Raw genomic sequence first — 24,999 nt, 5'->3', positions numbered from 1 at the left:
TCAGAGCCACGGGCCCCGCGGCAGGGGCACCGCGAACAGGGCGGTCAGGACGAGCCAGAGCGCGAGGGTGAAACCGACGGTGGTGCCGAGCACGAACGCAGGCGATCGAGCCCCGGCCAGCCACATCGCCAGCGCCACGAAGGGCAGGGTGGCCGGGAAGTAGCCCAGGTACGCCAGGGCCGTGGCGTAGAGGGCCAGCAGGCCCAGCACCCGGAGCGCCTGGGCCCAATCGGGGCCGTGAGCGCGCTCGCTCTCGCCGGCCACGGCGTTGTTGACGAGGAGCGACAGACCCAGAAGCGCCAGCAGCCCGGCCAGCAGGAGCGGCACGAACGCGGGTCCGGGTGCCTCCGGGCCTCCCGGCGGCAGGCCGCGGGCGAGCCAGGCCCACGCGGCCGCCACGGCGAGCACGGCGAGGGGGACGCCGAAGCGCGCCGGCACGCCGGGCCTACTTCTTGAGGCCGGCCTTCTTCACGAGGTCCGCGATGAACGCGTTCTGCTCGGCCAGGTACTTGCGAAACTCGGCCGGGCCCTGGACGCCGACCAGGTAGCCGCCCTTGACGCCGGCCTCCTTGAAGCTCTCGTCCTGAGCCGCTTTCCCAAACGCCTCGGCCAGCTTCTGGATGACCGCGGCCGGGGTGCCCTTGGGCACGCTGAGGCCGCGGAACAGTTCCATCGCCACCGGCACGCCGGCCTGACGCAGCGTGGGCACGCCCGGGAAGGCGGGATCGGGCGCCTCGCTCGGGACGGCCAGGATGCGCACCTCACCGGCCCGGACCTGGGCGGCAATCTCCGGGGTGGGCACGCTGATCATCTCGACTTCGCCGCGGAGCAGACTGGCCACGCGCTTGCCGGAGCCGAGGGGCGCGTGGATCACCTTGATGTCCGTCGCTTCCGTCACCGCCAGCGCCGCGAAGTGGGTGCCGCTGCCGTGGCCGGCGTTGCCGATGCGCACCTTCCCGGGGTTGGCGCGGGCGTGGGCGACAAAGTCCTGGAACGTTTTCCAGGGCGCGTCGGCACGGACCGCCAGCGGCATCGCCTGGGTCGACACGCGCGCCACGTGATCCAGGGCATCCCAGGGGAAGGCGAGCGTCCCGATGTTCGAGGTCGTCAGCAGGGAGGTGGAGTTCCACGCCACCGTGTATCCATCCGGCGCCGCGCCCTTCACGTGGGTGTAGGCGAGCGCGCCGCCAGCTCCCGGCTTGTTGATGGGCACGACGGGCACGCCGAGGATCTTCTCGGCCGCCTTGGCGATGATCCGCCCCTCGATGTCGGCGGAGCCGCCGGCGCCGAAGGGAATGATGAGCTCGATCGGTTTCGCCGGGAAGGCCTGGCCCCAGGCTGCGGGCGTCCCGGCCAGGAGCGCGGCGAGCAGAGCGGTCAATCGTATCATCGCGGCCCTTTCATGGGTGGAAGATCACCTTGATGGGATCGCCGATGCGCTTTTCCAGCACCTCGAAGCCCCGGTGGACGTCGGTGAGGGGGAAAATCTGGCTGACCAGAGGCTTGGCGCGGATCCGGCCGGCCGCCAGCAAGGCCAGGGCCCGCCCCACGCTCGTGCCGCCCTCGCCGCGCTCCGTGTAGATCGTCAAGTTACGGCGCACGGCATCCGACACGTCGGCGGTGACGGGGCCGTGATAGTACGCGACCAGGATCACCCGGCCGCCGGGCTTGGTCATCTTGATGGCCTGGTCGAACGTGTCGTCGCCGCCTGCGCACTCGATGCTGACGTCGGCGCCGCGGCCGTTGGTGGCCTCGCGTACCGCCGCCACCGGGTCCTGCTCACGGCTGTTCACGATCACGTCGGCGCCCAGCTCCTTGCCGAGGGCCAGGCGCGACGGCCGCGTGCCCGTGAGGACGACGCGCACGGCACCCAGGGCCTTGACGAGCTGCAACGCCATCAACCCGATCGGGCCCGGTCCCAGCACCGCGACCGTCTCCCCCGCGAAGTAGCCGCCGGCCCGCTCGAGCCCGTAGAGGGGGCTGCCGGCCGTCATCACGACCACGGCCTCCTCGTAGGAGATCCCGTCGGGGATGCGGTAGAGCGTGTTGACGTGGTTCAGGGCGTACTCGGCCAGCCCGCCATTGGTGGTGAACCCGTTGGCCCGGTGCCCGCGCTTCATGTTGCCGGAATTCAGGCACGCCGTGTACAGGCCGCGGATGCAGTTCTCGCACCGCCGGCACCCCATGTGCGCCTCGACGACCACCCGGTCGCCCACCCGAAACTCGTCCACCGTGCTGCCGAGCGCCACCACCTCTCCCGCGTACTCGTGGCCGAAGATGAACTCGCCGTACGGGGGCATGTGGGGCATGCCCTGGTGGATGATTTTCAGGTCGGTGCCTCAGACGCCGCAGGCGCGCACGCGCACCAGCACATCTTCCGGGCCCGGCTGGGGCACCGGCCGCTCCAGCAGCTCGAAGCGGTGGGGCGCCGTCAACACGGTGGCCCGCATGGTCCGGGGAGCGCTCATAGTTCCCTCCCTTCTGCTGCGCGCCGCCGGCGGCAGCGGGCCCAAGGGTAACACCGGGGTTAAGCTTTAGTCGAGGGACGCGCATCATGACGACGATGCGTCGCGTGCTACGGCTGCCTTTCCGCTGGCTGGGCCGGCCGGAAGGCGTCGTGCTCTTCGTGGCGTTTGTCCTGGTCCTGGCCGTGACGGCCTTCATCGAGCTGGCCGACGAGGTCGTCGAGGGCGAGACCAGAAACTTCGACGAGTGGCTGTTGCGGCTGCTTCGCGAGCCCGACAACCCTCGAATCCCTCGCGGTCCCGTGTGGCTGATGGAAGCCGCGCACGACGTCACCGCGCTGGGCGGCCGCACGGCGCTCACTCTGGTGGTCCTCATCGCCATGGGGTATCTGGGCCTCGACGGCAAACCCGGCGGGATGTGGCTCGTCGTTCTGGCCGCGGCCGGCGGCGGGTTGCTGAGCACGGTGATGAAGAACCTCTTCGACCGCGACCGTCCGGACATCGTGCCCCACATGATCACGGTCGCCTCGCCGAGCTTTCCCAGCGGCCACTCGATGCTGGCCGCCGTGGTCTATCTCACCCTGGGCGCCCTGCTCGCCCGGTTCATTGTGCGCCGGCGTGTGCGCGTGTACGTCCTGACCATCGCGTTGCTGCTCACGCTGCTGGTCGGCGCCAGCCGCGTGTACCTGGGCGTCCACTATCCCACCGACGTCCTGAGCGGCTGGACGGCGGGCCTGGCCTGGGCCCTCGTGTGCTGGCTCGTCGCCCGCTACCTGCAGCGCCGCGGAAAGATCGAGCCGCCGAGCTGACCGCTGTCCGCCTCCCGTCGCGAAATCTGCTATGCTCCCGGCCGTGAGCTCCGGCCTCGAGGAGCGGTTCCTCACGTTGCACGAAATCGTCCGGGCCGCCCGGGTCAACCTGGCCCCGGGCCCGTGGGACTACCTGGCCGGCGGCGCCGAGACCGAAACGACGCTGCGCCGCAACCGCCAGGCGCTGGACGCCGTGGGCTTCCGGCCGCGCGTCCTGCGCGACGTCTCCAAGATCGACTGCACCTCGACCTTGCTGGGCCGGGCGGTTCGCTTGCCGGTGATGCTGGCTCCCGTCGGCTCCATCGAGACGTTCAGCCCCGGGGGCGGCGCCACGGCGGCTCAGGCCGCCGCCGAGTTCGGCATCCCGCAGATGCTCTCGTCGGTCTGCAACCCGGGTCTGGAGGCCACGGCCAAGGCGGCCCCCGATGCCTTCCGCATCTTTCAGCTCTACGTGCGCGGTGACGACGCCTGGGTCGACGACTTCGTCAAGCGGGCCCGCGATCACGGGTACGCCGCCTTCTGCCTCACCGTGGACACGGCCGTCTACAGCCGGCGCGAGCGGGACCTGGCCCGCCGCTTCGTCAAGCCCTGGCGCGTGCGCGCCGGCGGCTTCGAGTACCAGGCGAGCCTGAACTGGGACCACGTCAAGCGCTTCAAGGACGTGCACGACATCCCGCTGGCCCTCAAGGGCATCGCCACCGCCGAGGACGCCGCGCTGGCCGTCGAGCACGGCGTCGAGATCGTCTACGTGTCCAACCACGGCGGCCGCCAGCTCGACCACGGGCGGGGCACGCTGGAGGTGCTGCCCGAGGTGCTGGCCGCCGTCGACGGGCGCGCCACCGTCATCGTGGACGGCGGGATCATGCGCGGCACCGACGTGATCAAGGCGATCGCCACGGGCGCCCACGCCGTGGCCATCGGCCGTCTGGAGTGCTGCGGCCTCGCCGCCGCCGGCCAGGCCGGCCTGGTCCGCGTGCTCGAGCTGCTGGAGGACGAGGTCCGGGTCTGCATGGGGCTGATGGGCGTGAGCCGCCTCTCCCAGCTCGACCGCTCCTATCTGCACCCGGCGACCCCCGTGTGCCCGCCCCACGTGACGAGCGCCTTCCCGCTGCTGGAGGAAGAGGGCTATTAGGGTGTAGGCCCTCGGAACCCTCGTGCCTCCTTGAACATGCGTGAGAAGTAGGACTCGTCGTGGAACCCCGCTCGGCGGGCAATCTCGGCAAGTCTCAGATCGGTCTCGCGGACGAGCCGGGCAGCAATGGCGACCTGCAACCGCTTGGCGAACTCCTTTGGGCTCATTCCTAACGCCTCGCGGAACGCGCTCCTGAGCCTCTCTTCAGAGATGTGAACAGCTCGCGCCAGCGCTGATGCGCTCGGCGGATTTGAGTACTGTCGAGCCAGCACTTCGACGGCGCGCCGTATCTCAGGGGTGAACCGCGGCCATCCGCGTGGGGAGCACCCACGACCGGCCAGTAGCTCGGTGAGACGAATCAGGACATCGTCCAGGGCATAGGGCTTCACGAACACCGCGGCGGGGTGGAGGGCGGCGATATCCTCGAGGCGGGCATCGTGAGAAGCCATCGTAATTACTACGAGCGGGACATCCCAGAACCGGGCTCGGATGCCCCGCAAGGCAGCAATTTCACCCTCCTCTGCAAACTGACCGTCGATTACGATTGCCTCGGCCCGGACGCCGAAGGCTGAGGCCCGAGCCGGGGCTGAAGATATGACCTTCAACTCCGCCTGAAGCGCCACTTCTATGGAAGCCAGAGCCCCTGGCTCCTCGCTCAGCAGAAGCACCGCCGTCCTGCACGAGTGAGACTGCAGAGCACCCTGGATCAGGGTGATGAGATCGGCGTCATCATCCCAGGGCTTCGTCACGTAGTTATAGGCGCCGGCCTTCATGCCCCTCACGACACGAGCGACGTCGTTGTACGCGGTGACGATGATGACCGGGACCGTGGACCGCGACTCCCGGAGACGCTCGAGGACTTCGAAGCCATTCATCTCGGGCATCACGAGGTCGAGCAGGATCACATCGACACGGCGCTTGCCGATGAGCTCGAGCGCCTGCGGGCCGCTTTGCGCGGTGAGGAAGTCGAAATCTTCGGACAGGATGAGGTCCAGGGCCTCCAGGAAGCCCGGGTCGTCATCGACTGCCAGCACGGTCGGCCGGATCGGACGGTCGCTGGTAACCACTATAAGTGGTTGAAGTATTGGCCCACACCCTGGCTTCGACCAAGTTTTCTGAAGACCCGGTGCTTTGCCAAAACGCCATGTTTTTGATCGATTCGTCCATTGAAACCGGCCGCACGCCGGTGAATCTTGCGCGCGCCCGTGGACGCGCTCCGCCTCCGACGCCCGCTGGCCGCTCTGGCGATCGCCGTGGCGATCTCCATAGGACTCCGGTCGGGCGCCGTGGCGCAGGAGGCAGCCGTCCAGTCCGTCTATGACGAGCTCAGCCGACTGAGCACGGCGCCAGGTTCAGTAGCGGATCCGAACGCGGTAGCTGAGCTTCGCCGCGCTCTCCCCGGCGATCGGCACGTCGAACCGCAGCGTGTGCGCCTCGATCCGGTCGCCCTTGTGGGTGGCGTGGAGCACCTGCCACTCGCCGGGCACGGGCTCGATCACCTGCACGGTGACCGGCGCCTTCTTGTGGTTGCGCAGGCTCACCTCCCACTCCACCTCCCAGACGTGGGGGGCGATCTTCTTCCAGTCGGTCTGCTTGCGGTCGCCGACCACGTCGAAGGCCTCGCCCATCTTGACCTTCACCCGCTCGTCCCTGGGCGTGTGCCCGATCCAGTCCTCGCCGATGAGCTGGTGGCTGCCCGAGGCGTCGGCCTTGTAGACCCGCACCTTGCCCCGGGGCAGGGGGACGCCGAGCCGGTGCTCCTTGGCGTTCTTGATCTCGAGGTAGACCCCTACTTTCTGGTTCGAGATGGGCACGCCGTACCGGTTGCGGTAGTAGTCCTGAGCGCCCCAGTAGATGAAGTGCTTCTGGACGGGGATCTCGCTGGCTGCCATCAGGGTGAGCTGCTTGGTCTGGTTGTCCTTGATCGTGGTGCGCCCGTCGAGCGTGTAGAGGTGGTATTCGAAGAAGCCTTCGGCCCGGAAGTCGAGGCTGGCGTCGCCCACCGAGGCGGCCTTGGCGGCCATCTCCATCACCCGGCCCTCCCGCCGGGGGTCGCGGGCCCGGTTGAGATCCCCGGCCACCAGCTTGAGCGCCGCGTTCGGGTAGGTCGCGCCGCTCTTGTTGTCGATCGTCACCCAGCCGGTGAGGTCGGTCCGCGTGTCGTCGGGGTTCAGGACCAGCACGTAGTCGGCCTTCCAGGTGATGCCGCTCGTCAGATAGGAGGCCTCGATCCGCTGGGGCGCCGGCGCCCGGTTCCGGAGCAGCCAGACGAGGGTGGGCTTGGAGACGAGGTTCTCGGGCAGCGCCGGCAGCACCATCTGGCCGTGATGACCGAGGTGGATCTGCCCGTTGATCTCGAAGACGGGGCCGTTGGTCGACAGCAGCGTGGCCTCGATCCAGGAGCTGCCCTGGTAGAGGCGGACCTTGCGGCCCACGTACTTCTCCATGAGCTTCTGGCTGGTGAGCAGGTCGTACTCGTAGTTCTGCTCGAGGATGCGCAGGCCGCCCGCGTCGGTGAGCGACTTGAGGTGCAGCGTGGTGGGATCGATCAGGGCCGCCACGTCCATGAAGCGCAGGTGGTGGACGCCGGCCGGCAGCCGGATCTCGCGGGTGTCCTTCACGAGGCCCAGGTTGCCGTTGTAGATCGTCACCATCACGTCCTTCTGGTTGTCGCGGCTGACGGCGAGAGATGTCGGCGCCGCCTCGGCCGTGCCGACGGCCAGGAACAGCGCGCAGGCGATGAGCTGTCGCATGATCCGGTCCTCCCCAGGCCCGTGGTGGGCCGTCTGATGGGTTAGACCGGTGGGCTGGGGGGGAGTTCCCCCTACGTGAGCGGATCGATCGGTGCCGCGTACACCAGGACGTTCGTGTCGACGACGAGCACTATCGTCCTTCCATCGCCCCGTACAGCGCCTCCCGGTCGGCGATGTCCACCAGCGTGCCTCCGCCGTGGAACGTCGGCAGGGGGGGAGCGCGTCCTGTTTCCGCTGGGAGCGGAAGAGCAGCCGGAGCGCCGTCTCGACGAGCTCGGACATGGTGCGGCCCTGGCGTGCCGCCTCACGCTTGAGCTGGGCCATCACGGTGTCGTCGATGTTCAGCGTCGTTTTCATATGGCAAACCGTATCGAAAGTATGGGTGTACGTCGATGCGGGCGCTCGCGACCACCGTGTCGCGAGCCACACGATTGTCGAGGGCGTTTTCTCGCGGAGGATCAGGGTCGGCCTTAGCGGACGAGCTGGATGCCCATGCGTACCGGGTCGCCAGGCGACTCGGTGGCCCGCGCGGCCTGCCAGGAGCCCAGGCGCGCCAGCTCGCGCATGAACTCGTCCACGGCGGCGCGGGGGATCGACACGTCGACTTCGCGGCCGTCCGGAGTCCACCGGCGGCCGGTCTGCCAGCCCCCCGAGCGAGAGACGAGCTCGCCGAGCGCGCGCTCGGCGGCCGCGACGTCACTCACGGTGAGGCGTCCGGCCACGTCGCGCGCCGGTGTCGCAAGCCCGGTTACCTGCTGCTCGGCCTCGGTCTTCCTGCGCTGGACCGGTTCGCTCGCCTTGCCTGCGGAGACCGGCTCTCGTGGCTCGGCCCGGAAGCGCTCGGGACGCTCGCGCTGTTGATCAGACTGTGGCGCGTCCGACAAACGTGCCGAGCCCTCCTGAGGCGCCGCCGGCGCCGGGCTAGCCGGCGCTTCTCTTTCTGTCGTCTCACCCACGCCCGGCGCCTCGACACCAGCCGGCGTCTGCGGTTTCGTCGCTTCGCCCAGAACCGGCGCCTCGACCGCAGCCGGCGGTGGCCCGATGTCGCGCCGGGCTGCCTGATCGAGCTGGGGCGAAGCGCGGTACAGCAGGCTCACGAGCACACCGACGAGCACCGCCGCCGCCACGCCGAGCGGGACCTTCTGGGAGAGCGGGAAGAGGAGGCGCCGATGCCACGGCGCCCGGCTCGTCCGGTCGAGCACCCCGTCCACGAAGCCCACGGGCGCCCGCTCGGGCGGCACCGCGCGGACGAGCGACACGAGGCTCCGGAAGCGCTGCAGCTCCTCGCGGCATTCGGCGCAGCCGGCCAGGTGGAGGTCGAGCCGGGCTTGCTCGTCGGGCGTGAGCGCGTCGTCGACCAGGGCCGAGAAGAGCTCCCGGGCCTCGGAGCACGTCGTCATGGCAGGAACCGCTCCATCTTCTCCTTCAGCTCCATCCGGGCCCGGTGCAGGCGAGAGCGCACCGTGCCAAGCTCGAGCCCCAGGGCCCGGGCGATCTCCTCGTAGCCGAGCCCTTCCAGATCTCTCAGGATCACCACGATCCGCCGCTCCTCGGGGAGCGCCTCGATCGCCCGGTGCAGGGCCACTTCGACCTCCCGGCGCTCGACGCCCGCGGCCGGATCGGCGTCGGCCGGCAGGCGCAGGAGCGTCTCCTCGCCCTCACGCCGCATCCGCCTCTCGCCGGCGGCGAGCCGGTTCAGGCACAGCCGGGAGGCGATCGCGAAGAGCCAGGTCGAGAGCTTCGCGTCGCCCCGGAATTCCGGCAGCGCGCGATGGGCGCGCACGAACGTCTCTTGCGCGATCTCCTCCGCCTCGGCGCGGTTGCCGAGCATCCGGAGGGCGACCCCGAACACCCGGTGCTGGTAGGCGATGACCAGCTCCTCGAAGGCCTGGACGTCGCCCGTCCGCAGGCGCGCCACCCACTCGGGGTCGTCGGGCCCCGTCATCAAGTGAGACCATACCGCTGCCGTGGAAGTTCCCGGCGAAGATTCGTGCACCCCGGCGCCTGCGCCGGCGTGGCGCCCGTGCTATTAGTTGGTGGCTCGGCCAAGGAGGACACGCCATGCCAGCGCGCACCGGAGCGGAGTATCTGGCTCGATTGCAGAAGGCGCCGTGTGAGGTCCACCTGGCGGGCCGGCGCATCGAGGACGTGACCACGTGTCCGGGCCTGGCCAATGGTGCGCGCTCCGTCGCCAGCCTCTACGACATGCAGCACGACCCCGCGCTCCGCGACGAGATGACGTATCCGTCTCCGACGACAGGTCAGCGCGTGGGCCTGTCCTTCATCGTGCCCAGGATCCCGGACGATCTGGCCCGCCGCCGGGTGATGATGTCCCACTGGGCCCACACCAGCTTCGGCATGATGGGCCGCACGCCGGACTTCCTCAACGTCAGCATCATGGCCATGGCCAGCGCCGGCGACTACTTCGGCCGGAACCGCCCGGAGTTCCGGCAGAACATCGTCAATTACTACGAGTACGTCCGCGAGCACGATCTGGTCCTCACCCACACCCTGGTCAACCTGCAACGCAACCGCGCCCCGGTGGGCACGGTTGTGGAAGATCGCACGGACGTCGCCCTGGCCGTCGTCCGGGAGACCGACGCCGGCATCGTGGTGCGGGGCCCCCGCGTCCTGGCCACGCTGGGCCCGCTGGCCGACGAGATCGCCGTGTATCCGGCGCGCTCGCACCGGCTGCCGGGCGCGGCCCTGGACCGTTACGCCGTGGCCTTCGCCATTCCGTGCGCGACCCCGGGGCTGCGCTTCCTCTGTCGCGAGAGCTACGACCTGGGCCGCTCGCCCTTCGATCACCCCCTCGGCTCCCGCTTCGAGGAGATGGACGCCATCGTCTTCTTCGACGACGTGCTGGTGCCCTGGGAGCGCGTCTTCCTCTACGGCGACACGGAGCTCTGCAACAACATGGTGAGCGCCACGAACCAGTACACGCACTCCGGGCACCAGGTGGTGACCAAGAACGTCGCCAAGTGCGAGTTCGTGGTGGGAGTGGCCAACCTCATGGTCAAGGTCCTCGGCTCGCAGAGCCTGCCCCACGTGCAGGCCATGCTGGCCGAGCTCATCGAGGACCTCGAGGTCACGAAGGCGCTGCTGTGCGCGGCCGAGGTCAATGCCGAGATCGACCAGTGGGGCGTGCTCTGTCCGGCCCGCGCCCCGCTCACGGTCGCCCGCAACTTGTTCATCCGGATGTATCCGCGGATGGCGGAGATCATCCAGCTCCTCGGCTCCAGCAGCCTGATGGCGCTGCCCGGCGAGCAGGATTTCTCCGGGCCGCTGGGCCGGGAGATCGAAAAGTACCTGGAGACGGACACCGCCAGCGCCCGGGACCGCGTGCAGCTCTTCCACCTGGCCTGGGATCTGGCGTGCAGCGCCTTCGGCTCGCGGCAGGTGCTCTACGAGCGCTTCTTCCAGGGCGACTGGATGCGCAACGCGACCCTGCTCTACAACAGCTACGACGTGGAGCCGCTGATGCAGCAGGTGCGCCGCTTCATGGCCCGCTAGGCCGGGTCAGACGGCCAGCCGGTTGCGGCCCGCCCGCTTGGCCCGATAGAGCGCTTCGTCCGCCGCCCGCACGACGTCGGCCGCCGCCGGGCCCGCCGACGCGGAATCGGCCGCGCCGATGCTGACGGTGACCCGCTGGCTCTGCCGGCTGCCGGGCCTGGGCTGCTGCGGCTTGCGGCGGGGACGGCGGCGCCCCCGCAGGCCGAACGACGAATCGGCGATCGTCTCGCGCAACGCCTCCAGGTGCGGCGTGGCTTCCTCGGCTGACAGGCCCGTGAAGACCACGGCGAACTCCTCGCCGCCGTAGCGGAAAGCCCGGCCGCCCCCGGACACGCCCGTGAGGGTCGTGGCGACTTTCCGCAGGAGCTGGTCGCCAGCCTGGTGCCCGTACGTGTCGTTGAACTTCTTGAAGTGGTCGATGTCGACCATGGCGACCGTGTAGCGCTCGCCCAGCTCGGTCAGGGCATCGTTGAGCGCCCGTCGCGACGGCAGCCCCGTCAGCTCGTCGCTGAATGCCATCGCGTGCGAGGTCTCCATCACGGCGACGAGCAGGATGAGGCTGCCGGTCGCCAGGTACACGCTGGCGTCCAGGCTGTCGGCGCCCAGCCCGAGGGCGAGGAAGGCGGCGATCACCGCCCACACGAACCCGCCCTCGGTCGGGCGGGGGTGGCGCAGGAAGCGCATCAGGGCCAGGGCCACGGCGACGCCGAAGGCGAAGACCGCCGACCATTGCAGCGGGGCCGCCACGCGGACGCTGCGCCAGAAGGCCCGCGCGGCCTCGGCAGCTTCGGGAACGAAGAGCACGGCCACGGCGATGGCCTGCACCGCGATGAGGATCGCCCACAGTCGCACGCGCCGCCACGGCGAGCCCCGGTCGGGCATCCAGGCCAGGGCGGCGAGGTTCAAGGGCACCAGCAGGACGACGACGGTGCGGGCGATGCCGGCCGCGCTGGTGGGGCTGGCGGTCGGCGCCCAGCGCCCGATCACCTGGTCGGCGAGGACCAGCACGATCAGGGCGAGCAGGACGCGGGTGTTCCGGAACCGGAGACCGAGCACGATGCCGGCGAGCGCCACCACGTAGCCGACGCTGGGCCCCACCGTGTGGGCCCAGTCCCGCGAATCGGGCACGAGGAGGACGACCGACGCGGCGGCGACGAGCAGGAAACCCGGAAGCAGCCGGAGGAGGCGTCTCACCCCGAGATGCGTGGCTCCATCGAATCCATGATAACGCTCGGCCCACCGCGAGCCCTCATGGATGGAAGCCGTCGCCGCGCGTGAGCGGTCAGCCCGTCTCGCCGGTCAGGCGGGCGGCCTGGATGCCCTCCAGCGCGCAGGCCTCGTCCTTGTCGGATGTGTCGCCCGAGATGCCGACGGCGCCCAGCACTTCTCCCGCGCCGTCGCGGATGAGCACGCCCCCGGCAGCGGGGACCAGCCGGCCCTGGGAGGCCGCGAAGAGGGCCGCGAAGAACGCCGGGTTGTCCGTGGCCCGCTTGGCCAGCGTCCGGGAGCCGAACCCCATGCCCAGGGCCCCCCAGGCCTTGCCGGTCGCGATCTGCTGCCGGAGGATGCCGGCGCCGTCCTCCCGGGCAAAGGCCTTGAGGTTGCCGCCCTCGTCCAGCACGGCGACGGCCAGCGGCGCGCAGCCGAGTTGCCGCCCTTTCTTGAGCGCGTTCTCGATGATGGTGGTGGCCTGGGCCAGCGTCAGTCGAGCCATCGAACCTCCCCCGGCAGTCGGTAGATGAGGTAGAGTTGAGCTCCGCAGCGCGATCCCAGGGAGGAAAACATGGCTCGCAAGTCGGCGTCAACCGGACCCAAGCCCGTCACTCCGGAGAGTCTGGACCCTCGCCATCGCTGGGACCGGCCGTTGCAGGCGCCCGGCCACATGCAGGTCGACTTCGAGGAGCGCGTGGACTTCCGGCGACTGCACACCTACCGGCTGGGGCGGGTGCGCGATGCCCTGGCCCGGTCCGGGCTCGGCGCGCTGCTCGTCTTCGACCAGCACAACATCCGCTACATCTCCAGCACCGTCATCGGCGAGTGGGCGCGCGACAAGATGACGCGCTGGTCCCTGCTGACGGGGACGGGCGAGCCCTGGGTGTGGGACTTCGGCTCGGCGGCGCGCCACCATCGCCTCTACGCGCCGTGGATTCCGGCCCGGCAGTCGCTGGCGGGCATGGTGGGCATGCGGGGCGCGGTGTCGCCCAAGGCCGGCCTGTTCAAGGAGGCGGCCCAGGAGATCAAGGAGATCCTCAAGGCCGAGGGCGTGGGCGGCATGCCGCTGGGCATCGACATCGTCGAGCCCCCTTTTCTCTTCGCCCTGCAAGAGCTCGGCATCGAGGTGCGCGACGGCCAGCAGGTCATGCTGGAGGCCCGTGTCATCAAGAGCCAGGACGAGCTGACGCTGCTCAACATGGCGGCGGCCATGGTGGACGGCGTGTACCAGGACATCTCGGAGGCCCTCAAGCCCGGCGTGCGTGAGAACGAGATCGTGGCCCTGGCCACCAAGCGGCTCTACGAGATGGGGGCCGACTGCGTGGAGGCCATCAACTCGATCTCCGGGGAGCGGTGCAGCCCGCATCCCCACAACTTCACCGACCGGCTGATCCGTCCCGGCGATCAGGCCTTCTTCGACATCATCATGTCCTTCGTGGGCTACCGCACCTGCTACTACCGCACGTTCAACGTGGGACGGGCGACGCGCGCCCAGATCGCGGCCTACAAGAAGGCCCGGGAGTGGATGGACGAGGCCATCGCGCTCATCAAGCCCGGCGTGACCACCGACAAGATCGCGCGGGCCTTCCCCAAGGCCCAGGACATCGGCTTCGAGAGCGAGATGGGGGCCTTCGGCCTCAACTTCTGTCACGGCATCGGCCTGGGCCTGCACGAGCGGCCCATCATCAGCCGCCAGCACTCGTTCGAGGATCCCATGGAGATCGAGGCCGGCATGCTCTTCGCGGTGGAGACCTACTGCCCGGCCACCGACGGCGTGTCGGCCGCCCGCATCGAGGAAGAGATCATCGTGACGCCGAGCGGGGCCCAGATCATCACGCTGTTCCCCGCCGAGGAACTGCCCATCGCCAACCGCTACTGAGGAGATGGGGGGCCCCGACATGGCCCCCCATACCCCCCATCCACGTCTCGATCGAGCCTGGGGGCTCGATCGTGCGTGCGACGACCGGCCCCTCATACCCCCAAATCGGGTCTCTCAATCGAGCTTGCGCTCGATTGCGCCAGCAAACTTCCGCTGACTCACGTCACGCCCAGAGCGTGCCGGAGCTTGGTGATCCGCCCGGCGTGGTCGGAGTGACTCACTGGGGGCAGGGGCTCGCGGTTCGTCACGGGGAGGACGACGAAGTGCGGTCCCGTCTCCGTGAGCAGACGGGGCAGGGCGTCGGTGAACGCCGCCAGCGTGTCGATCCGCTCGACCTTGCCTGCTCCGGTGGCGCCGCCGCCGGCCAGGCCGGCCGCCCGGGCCAGGCCGGCGAAGTCCACGCGCGGCGGCAGGGGCTGGCTGCCGGTCAGCTCGTAGCTCCGGTTCTCCAGCAGCAGCACGAGAAAATTGCCCGGCGCGCAGGCCGCCCAGGTCACCAGCGAGCCCAGGCTCATGAGCAACCCGCCGTCGCCCTTGAGCACGATCGTCTTCCGCTCGGGCCGGGCCAGCGCCAGGCCCAGGCCGAAGTCGCCGGCGTGGCCCATGCCGAAGGCGAGGAAATCGAAGTCGAGCTCGTGGCGAGAGACGAGGGGCCACTGCAGCGTCGCCGTCATCGTCATGACGACGATCTCGTCCGTCCGGCGCGCGGCCAGCGCCCGGAAGAGGTCCATGCGCTCGATCATGGCCGGAACGCCCATCCCGTGACGACGGCGGCGGGCAGCGAGGTCTCCTCGGCGGTGCGGTCCATCGTGGCCAGGGTCGGTAGGTCCTCGTCGCTCATCAGGTGCCAGCAGGGGATCCCCCAGGCGGCGAGGAGCGGCTCGGTGTAGGTGTACGCGGAGTCGATGGGCTTGCGCCCGGCCATGGCGCCGGCATAGCCCCGCCAGCCGAGCATCAGGCGCAGCGGGACTCGAGGTCCCAGGCCGCAGCCGCGGAGCGCGTCGCCCGCCTCCATCAGGCCCGTGTTCTGGAGCACGACCAGGGGCTTGCGCCCTCCCGCCCACAGCCCGGCCGCGATGGCGATGGACTCGCCTTCCCGGCACGGGGTGATGAGGGGCAGCGACGAGTGGCGGACGGCGTCGTAGAGCAGGCGGCTCTCGGTGTCGGGGATCATGAGGACGTGGCTGAAGCCCAGGGCCTCGATCTGGGTCACCGTCCGGGCTGCGCTCGCTCCCCGCTCACTCACGCCCGTGCTCGACGCCGAGCATGCGGGCAGCATACGCGCCCCGGTCCCCGTGTGGTAGTGTGTCGGCCCTCACCTCATATCCCGGCCGCTCCTGGAGGAGACGATGGGGGAACCGGCAGCCGGCTTCGACAAAGACAAGGCCAAGGCGTTCACCCGGCTCATGGTCCGGCATCTCGAGGGCTCTGCGGTCACCGTGATGCTGGAGATCGGCGGGCGCGTCGGCCTCTTCGAGACGCTGGCCCGGCTGGGCCCGAGCGGCAGCGCCGAGATCGCCGCCTGTGCCGGGCTCAGCGAGCGGTACGTCCGCGAGTGGCTCGCCGCGATGGTGTGCGGCGGGATCGTGGAGTACGACGCCACGGCCGGCACCTATCGATTGCCGCCTGAGCACGCCACTGTGCTCACCGGCAGCAGCTCGAGGAACCTCGTCCCCGTCGCCGAGATGATGTCGCTGATGACCCGCGTGATTCCCGAGGTCACCGAGGCCTTTCGCACCGGCGCCGGGGTGCCCTACAGCGCCTACCAGCCCCACTTCACCGGGGTCATGGATCGCCGCAGTCGCCCCCGTTACGACGAGTACCTGCTGAGCAAGTACCTGACCCTGCCCGAGGGCCTGCTGCCGCGGCTGGAAGCCGGGATCCGGGTCGCCGACATCGGATGCGGGACCGGCTACTGCATCGCGTTGATGGCCGCGCGCTTCCCCAACAGCATGTTCGTCGGGTACGACGTCTCCGAGCCGGCCATCACCCAGGCCCGGGCCGAGGCCGGCGCACGCGGCACGACGAACGCGTCGTTCCTCGTGGCCGATGTGGCGCGATTGGAGACGCCGACGCCCTTCGACCTGATCACGGCGTTCGACGCGATCCACGACCAGGCCGATCCGTCCGGAGTGCTGCGCCGCATCCGCTCGGCGCTGGTTCCGGGCGGCCTCTTCCTCATGGTCGACGTCTGCGCGTCGAGCCGTCTCGAGGACAACGTCGGCGTGCCCCTGGCACCCTATCTCTACACCGTGAGCACCATGCACTGCATGAGCGTGTCGCTAGCCGGCGGAGGCCCGGGGCTCGGCACCGCCTGGGGCCATCAGGTGGCCACTCGGTTGCTCGAGGAGGCCGGCTTCAAGGAGATCACGCGCTTCGAGCGCGTCGACCCCATGAACTCGCTCTACGTCGCCAGGGTCTAGCCGGAGACGAGCGAGCGCGTCCGGGCCCCGGCGGCGGTAGCCGCCAGGGCCCGGACGCGATCCCCGCGTACCGCTCAGCGGGCCGGAACCTCGGCCTGGCTGACCGGCGAGGCCGCGGCGGGCCCGGCGATCGCCGGGGAGAGCTTGCGCATCTCGAGATGGACGCGGCGGTCGAGCCGCTGGCACGCCGCGCCGGAATCGTCGCAGAGGGAGCCCTCCCGACCGATGGTGACGACCTTGATCCGCGGCTCGGCCACACCGAGCTCGACCAGGAACCGCTTGACCTCGTCGGCCCGCCGCTGGGCCAGGCGCCGGTTGTACTCGCTCGGGCCCTGCTGGTCGGCGTAGCCCTGGACCAGGACGGCCCAGGTGCCGTCGTCCTTCAGCGTCGTCGCGTGCTCCTGGAGCACGCTCACGCTGTCGGCGCTCAGGCGGGCGCTCTTGAAGTCGAAGTAGATGTCGGCGTGAACCGCCTCGGGCGCCTCCGGCAGCTTGGACTCGACCGACGCCCGCGCGGTCTCCGGCGCCGTGGCGACGACGGCGGGCGTCGCCTCCGACGACGTCGCGGAGGCTTCCATGGTCGGCCCCTGCATCCAGGCGGTGCCCAGCGCTCCCCCGACCAGGATTCCCAGTCCACCCAGAAGGATTGCCACGTACTTCGTGATCTCTGCCATTGCGCTTTTCCTTCCCATCGGCTCGGTTGGCGCTCGAGCCGGCCGCGCATCGCTGCTCGGGCCCCGGATGGCCGCCCGCTGCGGCCCCGCGCCCGGTCGGGGCAGTCAGCAACGCCCGCGCCACGCCGTTGTCGCTCGTGAGCTGAGCGATTCCGATGTGTTGGGACGCGCTCCGGCGAAGCCCACTGCCGGCCATGCGGGGAGCTCCCCGCATCCCCGCACCGGGTGGCGGGTCCGCCCCGCGAGTCAGACGACCGGGGTCGGGGGGCGGGGCTCGAAGTGCTGGCGGACCAGCGCTTCCAGCGAGCGGAAGTGGCGCTCGGGCAGGTTCTTGAAGCGGCGCCGGCAGGCGCCCAGCGCCGCGTCGGCGGAGTCGAAGGCCTGGATCACCCGCAGCAGATGCTCGTGGTACTCGCGCAGCTTCACCTCGACGATACGGGCGTGGGCAGGATCGCCGGCCAGCTCCAGGGCCGCGCGTGAGCGGTCGCCGGCGCACTGGACCAGCGCGCGGAAGCCGAGGCCTTTGAGCCGCTGCGTGACCGTGCTTCGGTCCCAGCCCAGCGCGGCCGCAGTCGCCTGCATGTCGAAGCCGTGACGCCGGAGGGAAGCCAGGACGGCCGCGTCGGTATGCGTCTCCAGGCCGGAGGCCACATCGGGGCTGACGGCGGGCTGCGGCGGCGGCAGGCGCAGGTCCTCGCGGCTGATCAGGGGCGAGTCGGCGAGCGTGACGGCACGGCGCAGGGAGTGCTGGAGCTCACGGACGTTGCCGGGCCAATCGTACGCTTGCAAGGCCAGGACGGCGTCCTGCGAGAGCGCCACGCCGTCCCGGCCGGCCTCGGCGGCCGCCTCCGCCACGAGGCGGGCCGCCAGCAACGGGATATCGCCCGGGCGCGCGCGCAGCGGCGGCAGCTCCAGCACGAGCCCCTTGAGCCGGAAGTAGAGGTCCTCCCGGAACCAGCCCTCGGCGACACCGCGCTGGAGATCGCGGTTGCTGGCCGCGACCACCCTCACGTCCACCGTGGTCGGTCGACTGGCCCCCACCCGGTGGAACGTGCGCTCTTGAAGCACCCGCAGCAGCTTGCCTTGCTGCTCGGGACGAAGCTCCCCGACCTCGTCGAGGAAGACCGTGCCGCGATCGGCCTGCTCGAAGTACCCCTTCCGGTCGGCGGTGGCGCCGGTGAAGCTGCCCTTGACGTGCCCGAAGAGCTCGCTCTCGAACAGCTCGACGGCGACGGCCGCCATGTTGACCGCGACGAACGGCTGGTCGGCCCGAGGGCTCAGCCGATGGGTGGCGCGCGCGAACAGCTCCTTGCCGGTACCGGGCTCGCCCAGCAGGAGGACGGGCAAGGCCGATCGGGCCGCCCGGGTGAGATCGCGGAAGGCGGCGAGCACGGCCGGATCTCCCGTGATGATCCCGAGCCGCTCGCATTCCTGACGCAGGCGGTCGTCCTCGAGCCCGCCCGCGGCAGCGCCCGGACTCTCGGCGGGGCGTAAGGCCCGTAGCTCTTCCTCCAGCGCGTCGAGCCGGCGCCGCGTGTGCTCTTCCTGGGCGCGGGCCTGCGTCACCTGGTCCTGCAGCGCCTGCACCGTCTGTTGCAGCTCGCGTTGGGCGCTGCTGGACCTCGTCACAGCGGCGCGGGCGACCTCGAGATCTTCCTCGAGCGCGTCGGCGGCCGCCTCCTGCCGGGCCAGCACCTCGCGGGCCCGGGCGTTCTCGTCCTTGAGGTGTCGGACGCGCCCCGCCGTGGAGAGCTGGTTCAGGGCCAGCGCCCCCGCCGTCGCCAGCAGCAGCGCGGTGAGCGGCAGCCACACGGGCGGCACGAGTCCGGCCGTCGACAGGCCGAGCCCGGCCGTGACCAGGCCGACCGCGGCGAGCGCCACGGTGCCGATCGCGGCGACCCACCAGGTCCGGGTCAGCCAGAGCCACGCGGTCAGCGTGGCCAGGACGAGCGTGCCGAGCAGCGTCAGGAGCGGCGACGGCTCGCTCAAGAAATCACCGCTCAGCACGGCGCCGAGCAGGTGCACCTGGATCGCCACGTCCGACATTCCGTCCGGCGGTGTTCGGGCCGGCTCCGCGAGGATCAGCACGAGCCTGTCGCTGGCGAGGCGGCGCAGGGCCTCGGTATCTGTCGCCTCGATCGCCGCCCACAGCTCGGAGAACGGCACCCGCGTCACGCCCAGAGGAAGATCCGGACCGGTGAAAGCGACGAGACCCTGCCCGCGCTCGTCCACCGGGATCCGGCGCAGCGGAAGCTGCTCTCGCTCGGGACGCAGGACGAGGGCCCCGTTCTCCAGGGCGACCTCGCCGAGCGCGGCGTCGAGGAACGCCGCGGCCAGCGCGAGGCCGAAGGCGGGAACCGCCTGGTCTGCCACCTTGACGAAGAGTGGAACCTTGCCGATCGTGCCGCCCGTTGCGGCCGGCGCCAGCGTGTGACCGATCGCCCTGGCGTGCTGGGCGAGCCGGACCCGTGGTCCGCCGGGCGGCCGGGCTTCAGGGAGATCCAGAGGCAGGCGGGAGGCGGCGGCCCAGGATGGATGGCTCAGGGGCGGGGTCTCGCTGCTGTCCGCCTCGTCACGCGCGTCGGCCGGCTCGAGCGCGATCGGGTAGACGACCGCACCCGTCAGTGCGGTGGCCTGTTCCAGGAGCGCCGCGCTCGCCGCACCACCACGCGGGGCGGCGCTCGCCTGGCCGATCGGGACGTCGATGCCGATCGTCGCGGCGCCGGCGCTCGCCAGGCTGGTGATCGCTCTGGCCATCAGGGCGGCGTCCCAGCCTCCGGTGCCGAAGCGCGCCTCGCTTGCCGCATCGCGCTCCACGACGACGAGCGCGCCAGTCGCCGGCCCGCTGTCGTGTGCGCCCGGCCAGCGGGCGTGGACCGCGTGGTCCAGCGCCGAGAATGGCGTCGCCCCCGAAACCCAGATGGCGGCGGTGATCAGCGTGGCCGCCAGGCCCACGATGGCGGGACGCGCACGCCACAGCATCCGGCGCTCTCGGCTTACGGGCGGATGGACGCGGGGCCCGGCCCGACCGACAGCTCTTGCAGCAGGCTCTGCGCGTCCTCGTGCGGGGTTTCTCTCAGAAGCGCGAGCGCGCGCTCGACGTCCCGAGGGACGCCCAGCCCCTCCGCATAGATGCGCGCCAGCGCCATTCGCGCCCGGGGATCGCCTTCGGCGGAGGCCGCCGTGAAGTAGCTCAGGATGCGGGTGTCGTGCGCGGGCACGCGCCCTTCGATCCCCCGCTCGTACACCGTCTCGAGCTGGCGCCGGGCGGGCTCGCTCAGCGCGGAGGCCTCGCGGATCAGGACGACGATCGCCTCGTCGGCCCGGCCGCGGCCCAGCAAGGCGGCGCCCAGGGAGGCGTCCTCCTCCGGCGTGGTGGGTGGGCCGAGCCCGGGGTATTGCTGCCACAGGCCGACGCGAAAATCCCGAAAGCCCTGCGCGGCGGCCTCGCGCTCGATCGGGCCGCGTGTGCCGCGGCCCGACGCCGCCCGTCGGAGCTGGCTCAACGCTTCTTCGGCTTCGCTCACGCCCTGATCGGCTGCCCGAAACCACCAGGCGATCGCCCTGGCCAGATCTCGCGGCGTCCCCAGGCCGCCGGCATAGGCGGCGCCCGCGAAGTACTGGGCCTTGGCCACGCCGGCCTCGGCCGCGGCGAGAAACTCGCCCGCGGCCTCGTCATCGCGGCCCGCCAGCTTCAGCATGAGGGCCAGGTTATAGCGCGCGTCGGGCTGCTCGGGCATCCGCGCCAGCACATGTCGGTACGCCTCGATGGCCCCGTCGAGATCGCCCAGTCGATAGCGCACGACGCCCGCCGCGTAGCTGGCCTCGATCAGATCGGGACGCTCGCGCACGATCGTGTCGAGCTCGGTGCGCGCGCCGGCCCAGTCGTGCCTCGCCATGAGGGCCCGGGCCAGTGTCAGGCGCGCCCGGGACGCCCCCGGTTGCCTGCGCAGGAGCATTCGCAGCTCGTCGATGGCGCCGTCGAAATCGCCCATGCCGTAGAGGGCGAGGCCCAGGCCCTCCCTGGCCTCACCGAGGCCGGGCTCGCTCCGGAGCGCCTCTCGCAGGGCGACGGTCGCCGCGCCCATCTCGCCGCGCGCGAGCAACGCCTGGCCGCGTTCCAGGGCGGCGCGGGCGCGCCTGGATTCCGATGCTCGTGGCGTCGCGCACGCCGCCTGCCCGACGACGAGCACGAGCAGGAGCACAGCCGTGGCACGGAGCTTGCCCCATTGCCCCCGGAATCGCGGCATGGAGCTCGTGGGCCGCACAAATTGACACGGGCGTGACAAGGAGGACACATGGAGACCGGGACGCCGAAAGGAAGCGCTAGTCCATTCAGCCGTCCTCCCCAGCGCCGGACGGCGCCGGCCCAGCCACAGCCGGCGTCCAGGACCAGCGGGGTCGGCAATCCGGCGATGGCGGACGAGACACGCATGACGCTGGAGAGCCAGCGCCGTAGCGGCGGCCAGTGGTTCTACTGGATCGCGGGTCTGTCGCTCATCAACGCCGGCCTGGCCCTCGCCGGGCAGGACTGGCGCTTCATCCTCGGTCTCGGCGTGACGCAGCTCGTCCAGGAGCTCACTCAGCAGTCCGGGGCCGCCGGGCTCAAGGCCGGCATCGTGGGCCTGGCCGTGATCGGGGTGTTCGCCGTCATCGGCCAACGCGCGATCCAGGGTTATCGCTGGGCGTTCCTGCTGGGTATGGGGCTCTTCGCCGTGGACGGCGCCATCTTCCTGCTCGTCCAGGACTGGGTGGGCGTGGGCTTCCACGCGTTCGCGCTGTTCATGATCCTGCGCGGGTATTCCGCGGCCCGCCAGCTTCCCGCGCCCGCCTGACCGGCTTAGAATCGCACCCCCAGGTACAGCGCCGGCATGACGTTCGTGTGGAGGTCGACCTCTCGGCCTGACACGCGGACGGTGTCCCCCAGCGAGGTGAAGTTCAGAAAGAAGTCGGCGGTGACGGCGATCTGTTTGGTCACCGTGTAGTCCAGCCCCACGCCGAGGGGGATCAGGAACGACGTGTAGGTGTCGGCGACGCCGCTGTCCGAATCCTTGATGCCGGCCCGCACGAATCCCACCCCGCCCTGGAGCACGAGCCGCGCGTTGCGGCTGCCCAGGAAGTCCCACCAGTACTTGGCCTGGCCGGACAAGCCGAAGAGCAGATCGTTGCCGGCGCCGCCGTACTGGACGAGCGGTCCCACGGAGAGCCGTGGCATCAGGAAATAGTCGGCGTACCCGCGGAGGGCGAACTCGACGTCGCCATCGGGCGTGTCGGCCAGGAAGCCGACGCCGGCTCCCCCTGTCCACCGACCCGGCCTGAAGTCGTCCACGTCGGCCCGGGCGGGAGCGGCCAGCATCAGGACCGCCAGCGACAACGGACACAGCACGCGGACGCTGCGCCAGAGGTCTCGCCGGCGCGCCATGCCTCGCCTACGCCCTCTCGTACGCCAGGCGCTTGACCTTGTCCATGTTCGTCCCCTCGATCCGGATCAACCAGGTCGGCCCGTCGCGACGCGGGGAATGCAGGTCGCCCTCGTTGTAGACGTGGGCCATGCCCGGCTCCAGGCGATAGCTCCGCACGTGTCGCACCTTGCCAGGCCGGGACTCGGTGGCCGGCTCGACGAGCGCCCAGTCGTTCATCACCGTCGTGCCCCGGGCCTGTCCGTAGATGGCCCACGAGGGACCGTGATCGTGGGGCTTGCTCTCCTTGGCGCCCTTGTAGACATGGGCCAGGATGCAAAAGCCCAGCGTGGGGTCCTCGTAGAGGATCTTGCGCTCGGGGCCGCTGTCGTTGAGATGAGTGGAGACGAAGGCCTCGTCTTTCAGGACGTCCTGCAGCAGCGCGCATACCTTCCGCCGGCCTTCGGGGCCGGGCGTGTCGGCGAGCAGCCGGTGGAACTCCGTCGCCACCTGTTCGAGCGTGTATCCCATGGCAGGCCTCCTTCGGAGAGTATAGCCGAAGCGGACCGCCCCGCCTTGCTGCCGCCGTCGCCCGGTGGGCGTCGCTCGAGCGCCGCCGCGGTCGGTGACCGGGCCGTGAGGTCCGGTCTTCCGTTCGCTCAGCGCGGCAGGAAGCCGGCGCTCTGGTCGGCCAGGCGGCTCAGCAGGGCGGCCGGCCGCCAGCGCTCGTCGCCGGTGCGCCGCTCGAGCTCGAGCATGCGGTCGCGAATGACCTTGAGCCCGGTCTGATCGGCCCAGTACATCGGGCCGCCCCGGTAGACGGGCCAGCCGTAGCCGTAGATCCAGATCACGTCGATGTCGCTGGCCCGGATGGCGATGCCCTCCTCGAGGATCTTGGCCCCTTCGTTGACCATGGGATAGAGCAGGCGCTCGAGAATCTCCGTGTCCGGGACCTGGCGACGGGTCACGCCTTCCTGCCGGGCGATCTCGCCGATGAGGCGCTCGACCTCGGGATCGGGCCGCGGCGTGCGATCGGAGCCCTCGTAACGGTAGAAGCCCGAGCCCGTCTTCTGGCCAAAGCGTCCCATCTCGCAGAGCCGGTCGGCCACGGGCGCGCGCGTGCCTCGGGCCTTGCGAGCGCGCCAGCCCACGTCCAGGCCGGCCAGGTCGCCCATGGCGAACGGGCCCATGGGGAAGCCGAAGTCGTAGAGGACCTTGTCGACTTGCTGGGGGAGGGCTCCCTCCAGGAGCAAGCGCTCGGCTTCGCGCCCGCGCTGGTGGAGCATCCGGTTGCCCACGAAGGCGTGGCAGACGCCGACCAGCACCGGCACCTTGCCGATGCGTCGCCCCACCGCCATCGCGGTGGCGATCGTGGTCTTCGACGTCCTCGCCCCGCGCACCACCTCCAGCAGCCGCATGACGTTGGCGGGGCTGAAGAAGTGGGTACCGATGACGCTCTCGGGCCGCCGGGTGGCCGCGCCGATCTCGTTGACGTCCAGCGTGGAGGTATTGGTGGCGAGCACCGCCTCGGGCTTGGCGACCTTGTCCAGGCGCGCGAAGACCTCCTTCTTGAGCGGCATCTCCTCGAAGACGGCCTCGATCACCAGGTCGGCGTCGGCGACGTCCGCGAAGTCGACGCTGCCCCGGATCAAACCCATCCGCCGCTCGACGTCCGCGCCGGTGAGCCGGCCCCGGGACGCCGTGGCTTCGTAATTCTTGCGCACGATGCCCAGGCCGCGGTCCAGGACGTCCCGGGCCACCTCCACCACGGTGACCGGGATGCCGACGTTGGCGAAGTTCATGGCGATGCCGCCGCCCATCGTTCCGGCCCCGATCACCGCGACCTTGCCGATCGTGCGCGTGGGCGTGTCGGGGGGGACGTCGGGGATCTTGGCGCTCTCCCGCTCGGCGAAGAAGAAGTACCGCTGAGCCTTGGACTCCGGCGAGTTGAGCAGCTCGACGAACAGCTCGCGCTCCCGGGCCAGGCCCTGCGCGAAGGGCAGCCTCAGCGCGCCCTCGACCGCCTTGATGCAGGCCTCGGGCGCCCGGAAGCCGCGGGTCTGCCGGGCCACCGACTTGCGGAAGTCGGCGAAGAGCTCCGGCTTGCCTCGCGCCGCCGTGAGCTTGTCGTCGAGGTCACGGACGCGACGCAGGGGACGGCCCTCGGCCACCACCCGCTCGGCGAAGGCCACAGCCGCCCCGGTGAGGTCACCCTCCACGAGCTCGTCGAGCAGGCCCAGGCGGTGCGCCTCTTCCCCCCCGATGGGGTCGCCGCCCACGATCATCGAAAGTGCCTTCTCGACGCCGACCAGGCGGGGCAGCCGCTGGGTGCCGCCGGCGCCGGGCAGCAGCCCGAGCTTCACCTCGGGCTGACCCAGACGGGCCGTGCGGAGGCCCACGCGCCAGTGGCAGGTCATCGCCACCTCCAGGCCGCCCCCGAGCGCGGTGCCGTGGATCGCGGCCACGACCGGCTTGGCGCTCTGCTCGATCGCATCCAGGACCTCGCCCAGCAGCGGCTCCTGGGGCGGCTTGCCGAACTCGGTGATGTCGGCGCCGGCGATGAAGGTGCGTCCGGCGCAGGCCAGCACGATGGCGGCCACCGCCGCATCGCCGCCGGCCTGGCGCAGGCCGTCCCGCAGCCCCAGGCGCACGTGTTGACTGAGCGCGTTCACGGGCGGGTTGTCGACGGTGAGCACGGCCACGCGGCCGCGACGCTCCAGGCTGACGGACTTGCTGATGG

Annotated in this window: 24 protein-coding genes; 6 read left to right on the top strand and 18 right to left on the bottom strand. The window is 70.6% G+C overall.

Features of this window, described 5'->3' with window-relative positions:
• From VFR64_03950 to VFR64_03935, 4 genes are read right to left on the bottom strand one after another with little or no spacing between them, the layout of a single operon-like run.
• A complete protein-coding gene (locus VFR64_03950) occupies window positions 1-438 on the bottom strand; it encodes a tripartite tricarboxylate transporter TctB family protein (protein HET9488900.1) in 438 nt (145 codons plus the stop codon).
• 7 nt (window positions 439-445) lie between these two features.
• Window positions 446-1,381, bottom strand: coding sequence for a tripartite tricarboxylate transporter substrate binding protein (locus VFR64_03945; GenBank protein ID HET9488899.1), 936 nt, complete (start codon window positions 1,379-1,381; stop codon window positions 446-448).
• Between the two features lie 19 nt (window positions 1,382-1,400).
• Window positions 1,401-2,330 (bottom strand): zinc-binding dehydrogenase, encoded by a 930-nt coding sequence (locus VFR64_03940; GenBank protein ID HET9488898.1) that lies wholly within the window; start codon window positions 2,328-2,330, stop codon window positions 1,401-1,403.
• A gap of 9 nt (window positions 2,331-2,339) precedes the next feature.
• On the bottom strand, window positions 2,340-2,468 hold the full coding sequence (locus tag VFR64_03935) for a hypothetical protein (protein ID HET9488897.1): 129 nt from the start codon (window positions 2,466-2,468) through the stop codon (window positions 2,340-2,342).
• Window positions 2,469-2,563: 95 nt separating this feature from the next.
• Between VFR64_03935 and VFR64_03930 the strand changes: the two genes are divergently transcribed.
• Together VFR64_03930 and VFR64_03925 are read left to right on the top strand one after the other, a co-directional pair.
• Window positions 2,564-3,274 carry a phosphatase PAP2 family protein gene (locus VFR64_03930; protein HET9488896.1) on the top strand — a complete coding sequence of 237 codons (711 nt, stop codon included), beginning with the start codon at window positions 2,564-2,566 and terminating at the stop codon, window positions 3,272-3,274.
• A 43-nt stretch (window positions 3,275-3,317) separates the two neighbouring features.
• Window positions 3,318-4,406, top strand: coding sequence for an alpha-hydroxy acid oxidase (locus VFR64_03925; GenBank protein HET9488895.1), 1,089 nt, complete (start codon window positions 3,318-3,320; stop codon window positions 4,404-4,406).
• Here VFR64_03925 and VFR64_03920 read toward each other — a convergent pair.
• The 4 genes from VFR64_03920 to VFR64_03905 all read right to left on the bottom strand — a co-directional run bounded on the left by VFR64_03920 (window position 4,403) and on the right by VFR64_03905 (window position 9,104).
• The gene (locus tag VFR64_03920; GenBank protein ID HET9488894.1) at window positions 4,403-5,440 is read right to left on the bottom strand and encodes a response regulator; all 1,038 of its coding nucleotides are present in this window, start codon (window positions 5,438-5,440) and stop codon (window positions 4,403-4,405) included. The genes VFR64_03925 and VFR64_03920 overlap by 4 nt on opposite strands.
• Before the next feature lie 318 nt (window positions 5,441-5,758).
• The gene (locus tag VFR64_03915) at window positions 5,759-7,159 is read right to left on the bottom strand and encodes a DUF4139 domain-containing protein (protein HET9488893.1); all 1,401 of its coding nucleotides are present in this window, start codon (window positions 7,157-7,159) and stop codon (window positions 5,759-5,761) included.
• Between the two features lie 470 nt (window positions 7,160-7,629).
• Window positions 7,630-8,559 (bottom strand): anti-sigma factor, encoded by a 930-nt coding sequence (locus VFR64_03910; GenBank protein HET9488892.1) that lies wholly within the window; start codon window positions 8,557-8,559, stop codon window positions 7,630-7,632.
• Window positions 8,556-9,104 (bottom strand): sigma-70 family RNA polymerase sigma factor, encoded by a 549-nt coding sequence (locus VFR64_03905; protein ID HET9488891.1) that lies wholly within the window; start codon window positions 9,102-9,104, stop codon window positions 8,556-8,558. The genes VFR64_03910 and VFR64_03905 overlap by 4 nt, the downstream gene beginning before the upstream one ends.
• 116 nt (window positions 9,105-9,220) lie before the next feature.
• Here VFR64_03905 and hpaB point away from each other — a divergent pair, with 116 nt between their 5' ends.
• A complete protein-coding gene (gene hpaB / locus VFR64_03900; GenBank protein HET9488890.1) occupies window positions 9,221-10,672 on the top strand; it encodes a 4-hydroxyphenylacetate 3-monooxygenase, oxygenase component in 1,452 nt (483 codons plus the stop codon).
• A gap of 6 nt (window positions 10,673-10,678) precedes the next feature.
• Here the strand turns inward: hpaB and VFR64_03895 are convergent, their stop codons facing one another.
• Window positions 10,679-11,866 (bottom strand): GGDEF domain-containing protein, encoded by a 1,188-nt coding sequence (locus tag VFR64_03895; GenBank protein ID HET9488889.1) that lies wholly within the window; start codon window positions 11,864-11,866, stop codon window positions 10,679-10,681.
• An 88-nt stretch (window positions 11,867-11,954) separates the two neighbouring features.
• Window positions 11,955-12,386 carry a heme-binding protein gene (locus tag VFR64_03890; protein ID HET9488888.1) on the bottom strand — a complete coding sequence of 144 codons (432 nt, stop codon included), beginning with the start codon at window positions 12,384-12,386 and terminating at the stop codon, window positions 11,955-11,957.
• A gap of 69 nt (window positions 12,387-12,455) precedes the next feature.
• On the opposite strand from VFR64_03890, the gene VFR64_03885 reads away from it, so the two are divergent.
• Window positions 12,456-13,763 (top strand): Xaa-Pro peptidase family protein, encoded by a 1,308-nt coding sequence (locus VFR64_03885; GenBank protein ID HET9488887.1) that lies wholly within the window; start codon window positions 12,456-12,458, stop codon window positions 13,761-13,763.
• 158 nt (window positions 13,764-13,921) lie between these two features.
• Here VFR64_03885 and VFR64_03880 read toward each other — a convergent pair whose 3' ends face one another.
• Complete coding sequence (locus VFR64_03880; GenBank protein HET9488886.1) at window positions 13,922-14,506, bottom strand: thiamine pyrophosphate-dependent enzyme; 585 nt, start codon at window positions 14,504-14,506, stop codon at window positions 13,922-13,924.
• Window positions 14,503-15,009, bottom strand: a complete 507-nt coding sequence (locus tag VFR64_03875) for a hypothetical protein (GenBank protein ID HET9488885.1) — start codon at window positions 15,007-15,009, stop codon at window positions 14,503-14,505. The genes VFR64_03880 and VFR64_03875 overlap by 4 nt, the downstream gene beginning before the upstream one ends.
• Before the next feature lie 103 nt (window positions 15,010-15,112).
• Here VFR64_03875 and VFR64_03870 point away from each other — a divergent pair, with 103 nt between their 5' ends.
• The gene (locus VFR64_03870; protein HET9488884.1) at window positions 15,113-16,186 is read left to right on the top strand and encodes a class I SAM-dependent methyltransferase; all 1,074 of its coding nucleotides are present in this window, start codon (window positions 15,113-15,115) and stop codon (window positions 16,184-16,186) included.
• Between the two features lie 74 nt (window positions 16,187-16,260).
• Here the strand turns inward: VFR64_03870 and VFR64_03865 are convergent, their stop codons facing one another.
• From VFR64_03865 to VFR64_03855, 3 genes are all read right to left on the bottom strand, one after another.
• Window positions 16,261-16,860: an OmpA family protein gene (locus VFR64_03865; protein HET9488883.1), complete on the bottom strand. Its 600-nt coding sequence runs from the start codon at window positions 16,858-16,860 to the stop codon at window positions 16,261-16,263.
• 246 nt (window positions 16,861-17,106) lie between these two features.
• Window positions 17,107-19,842 carry a sigma 54-interacting transcriptional regulator gene (locus VFR64_03860; GenBank protein HET9488882.1) on the bottom strand — a complete coding sequence of 912 codons (2,736 nt, stop codon included), beginning with the start codon at window positions 19,840-19,842 and terminating at the stop codon, window positions 17,107-17,109.
• A gap of 14 nt (window positions 19,843-19,856) precedes the next feature.
• Entirely contained in the window at window positions 19,857-21,110 is a 1,254-nt protein-coding gene (locus VFR64_03855; GenBank protein HET9488881.1) for a tetratricopeptide repeat protein, read from the bottom strand.
• A 183-nt stretch (window positions 21,111-21,293) separates the two neighbouring features.
• Between VFR64_03855 and VFR64_03850 the strand changes: the two genes are divergently transcribed.
• Window positions 21,294-21,695 carry a hypothetical protein gene (locus VFR64_03850; protein ID HET9488880.1) on the top strand — a complete coding sequence of 134 codons (402 nt, stop codon included), beginning with the start codon at window positions 21,294-21,296 and terminating at the stop codon, window positions 21,693-21,695.
• A gap of 5 nt (window positions 21,696-21,700) precedes the next feature.
• Here the strand turns inward: VFR64_03850 and VFR64_03845 are convergent, their stop codons facing one another.
• From VFR64_03845 to VFR64_03835, 3 genes are all read right to left on the bottom strand, one after another.
• The gene (locus VFR64_03845) at window positions 21,701-22,282 is read right to left on the bottom strand and encodes an outer membrane beta-barrel protein (protein ID HET9488879.1); all 582 of its coding nucleotides are present in this window, start codon (window positions 22,280-22,282) and stop codon (window positions 21,701-21,703) included.
• Window positions 22,283-22,289: 7 nt separating this feature from the next.
• Window positions 22,290-22,790 carry a hypothetical protein gene (locus tag VFR64_03840; GenBank protein HET9488878.1) on the bottom strand — a complete coding sequence of 167 codons (501 nt, stop codon included), beginning with the start codon at window positions 22,788-22,790 and terminating at the stop codon, window positions 22,290-22,292.
• Window positions 22,791-22,918: 128 nt separating this feature from the next.
• Window positions 22,919-24,997 carry a 3-hydroxyacyl-CoA dehydrogenase NAD-binding domain-containing protein gene (locus tag VFR64_03835; GenBank protein HET9488877.1) on the bottom strand — a complete coding sequence of 693 codons (2,079 nt, stop codon included), beginning with the start codon at window positions 24,995-24,997 and terminating at the stop codon, window positions 22,919-22,921.
• Window positions 24,998-24,999: the final 2 nt, after the last annotated feature.

The sequence above is a fragment of the Candidatus Methylomirabilota bacterium genome, from assembly GCA_035709005.1.
Lineage (GTDB): Bacteria > Methylomirabilota > Methylomirabilia > Rokubacteriales > CSP1-6 > 40CM-4-69-5.
Note: the sequence above shows the minus strand (reverse complement) of the source record. Positions and strands in the feature narration are given on the sequence as shown.

Coding starts and splice junctions, on each gene's coding strand:
- VFR64_03935 (HET9488897.1), bottom strand. CDS start 2,468: ATGAGCGCTCCCCGGACCATGCGGGCCACCGTGTTGACGGCGCCCCAC.
- VFR64_03930 (HET9488896.1), top strand. CDS start 2,564: ATGCGTCGCGTGCTACGGCTGCCTTTCCGCTGGCTGGGCCGGCCGGAA.
- VFR64_03915 (HET9488893.1), bottom strand. CDS start 7,159: ATGCGACAGCTCATCGCCTGCGCGCTGTTCCTGGCCGTCGGCACGGCC.
- VFR64_03910 (HET9488892.1), bottom strand. CDS start 8,559: ATGACGACGTGCTCCGAGGCCCGGGAGCTCTTCTCGGCCCTGGTCGAC.
- VFR64_03905 (HET9488891.1), bottom strand. CDS start 9,104: ATGACGGGGCCCGACGACCCCGAGTGGGTGGCGCGCCTGCGGACGGGC.
- hpaB (HET9488890.1), top strand. CDS start 9,221: ATGCCAGCGCGCACCGGAGCGGAGTATCTGGCTCGATTGCAGAAGGCG.
- VFR64_03890 (HET9488888.1), bottom strand. CDS start 12,386: ATGGCTCGACTGACGCTGGCCCAGGCCACCACCATCATCGAGAACGCG.
- VFR64_03885 (HET9488887.1), top strand. CDS start 12,456: ATGGCTCGCAAGTCGGCGTCAACCGGACCCAAGCCCGTCACTCCGGAG.
- VFR64_03880 (HET9488886.1), bottom strand. CDS start 14,506: ATGATCGAGCGCATGGACCTCTTCCGGGCGCTGGCCGCGCGCCGGACG.
- VFR64_03870 (HET9488884.1), top strand. CDS start 15,113: ATGGGGGAACCGGCAGCCGGCTTCGACAAAGACAAGGCCAAGGCGTTC.
- VFR64_03865 (HET9488883.1), bottom strand. CDS start 16,860: ATGGCAGAGATCACGAAGTACGTGGCAATCCTTCTGGGTGGACTGGGA.
- VFR64_03860 (HET9488882.1), bottom strand. CDS start 19,842: ATGCTGTGGCGTGCGCGTCCCGCCATCGTGGGCCTGGCGGCCACGCTG.
- VFR64_03855 (HET9488881.1), bottom strand. CDS start 21,110: ATGCCGCGATTCCGGGGGCAATGGGGCAAGCTCCGTGCCACGGCTGTG.
- VFR64_03850 (HET9488880.1), top strand. CDS start 21,294: ATGACGCTGGAGAGCCAGCGCCGTAGCGGCGGCCAGTGGTTCTACTGG.
- VFR64_03845 (HET9488879.1), bottom strand. CDS start 22,282: ATGGCGCGCCGGCGAGACCTCTGGCGCAGCGTCCGCGTGCTGTGTCCG.
- VFR64_03840 (HET9488878.1), bottom strand. CDS start 22,790: ATGGGATACACGCTCGAACAGGTGGCGACGGAGTTCCACCGGCTGCTC.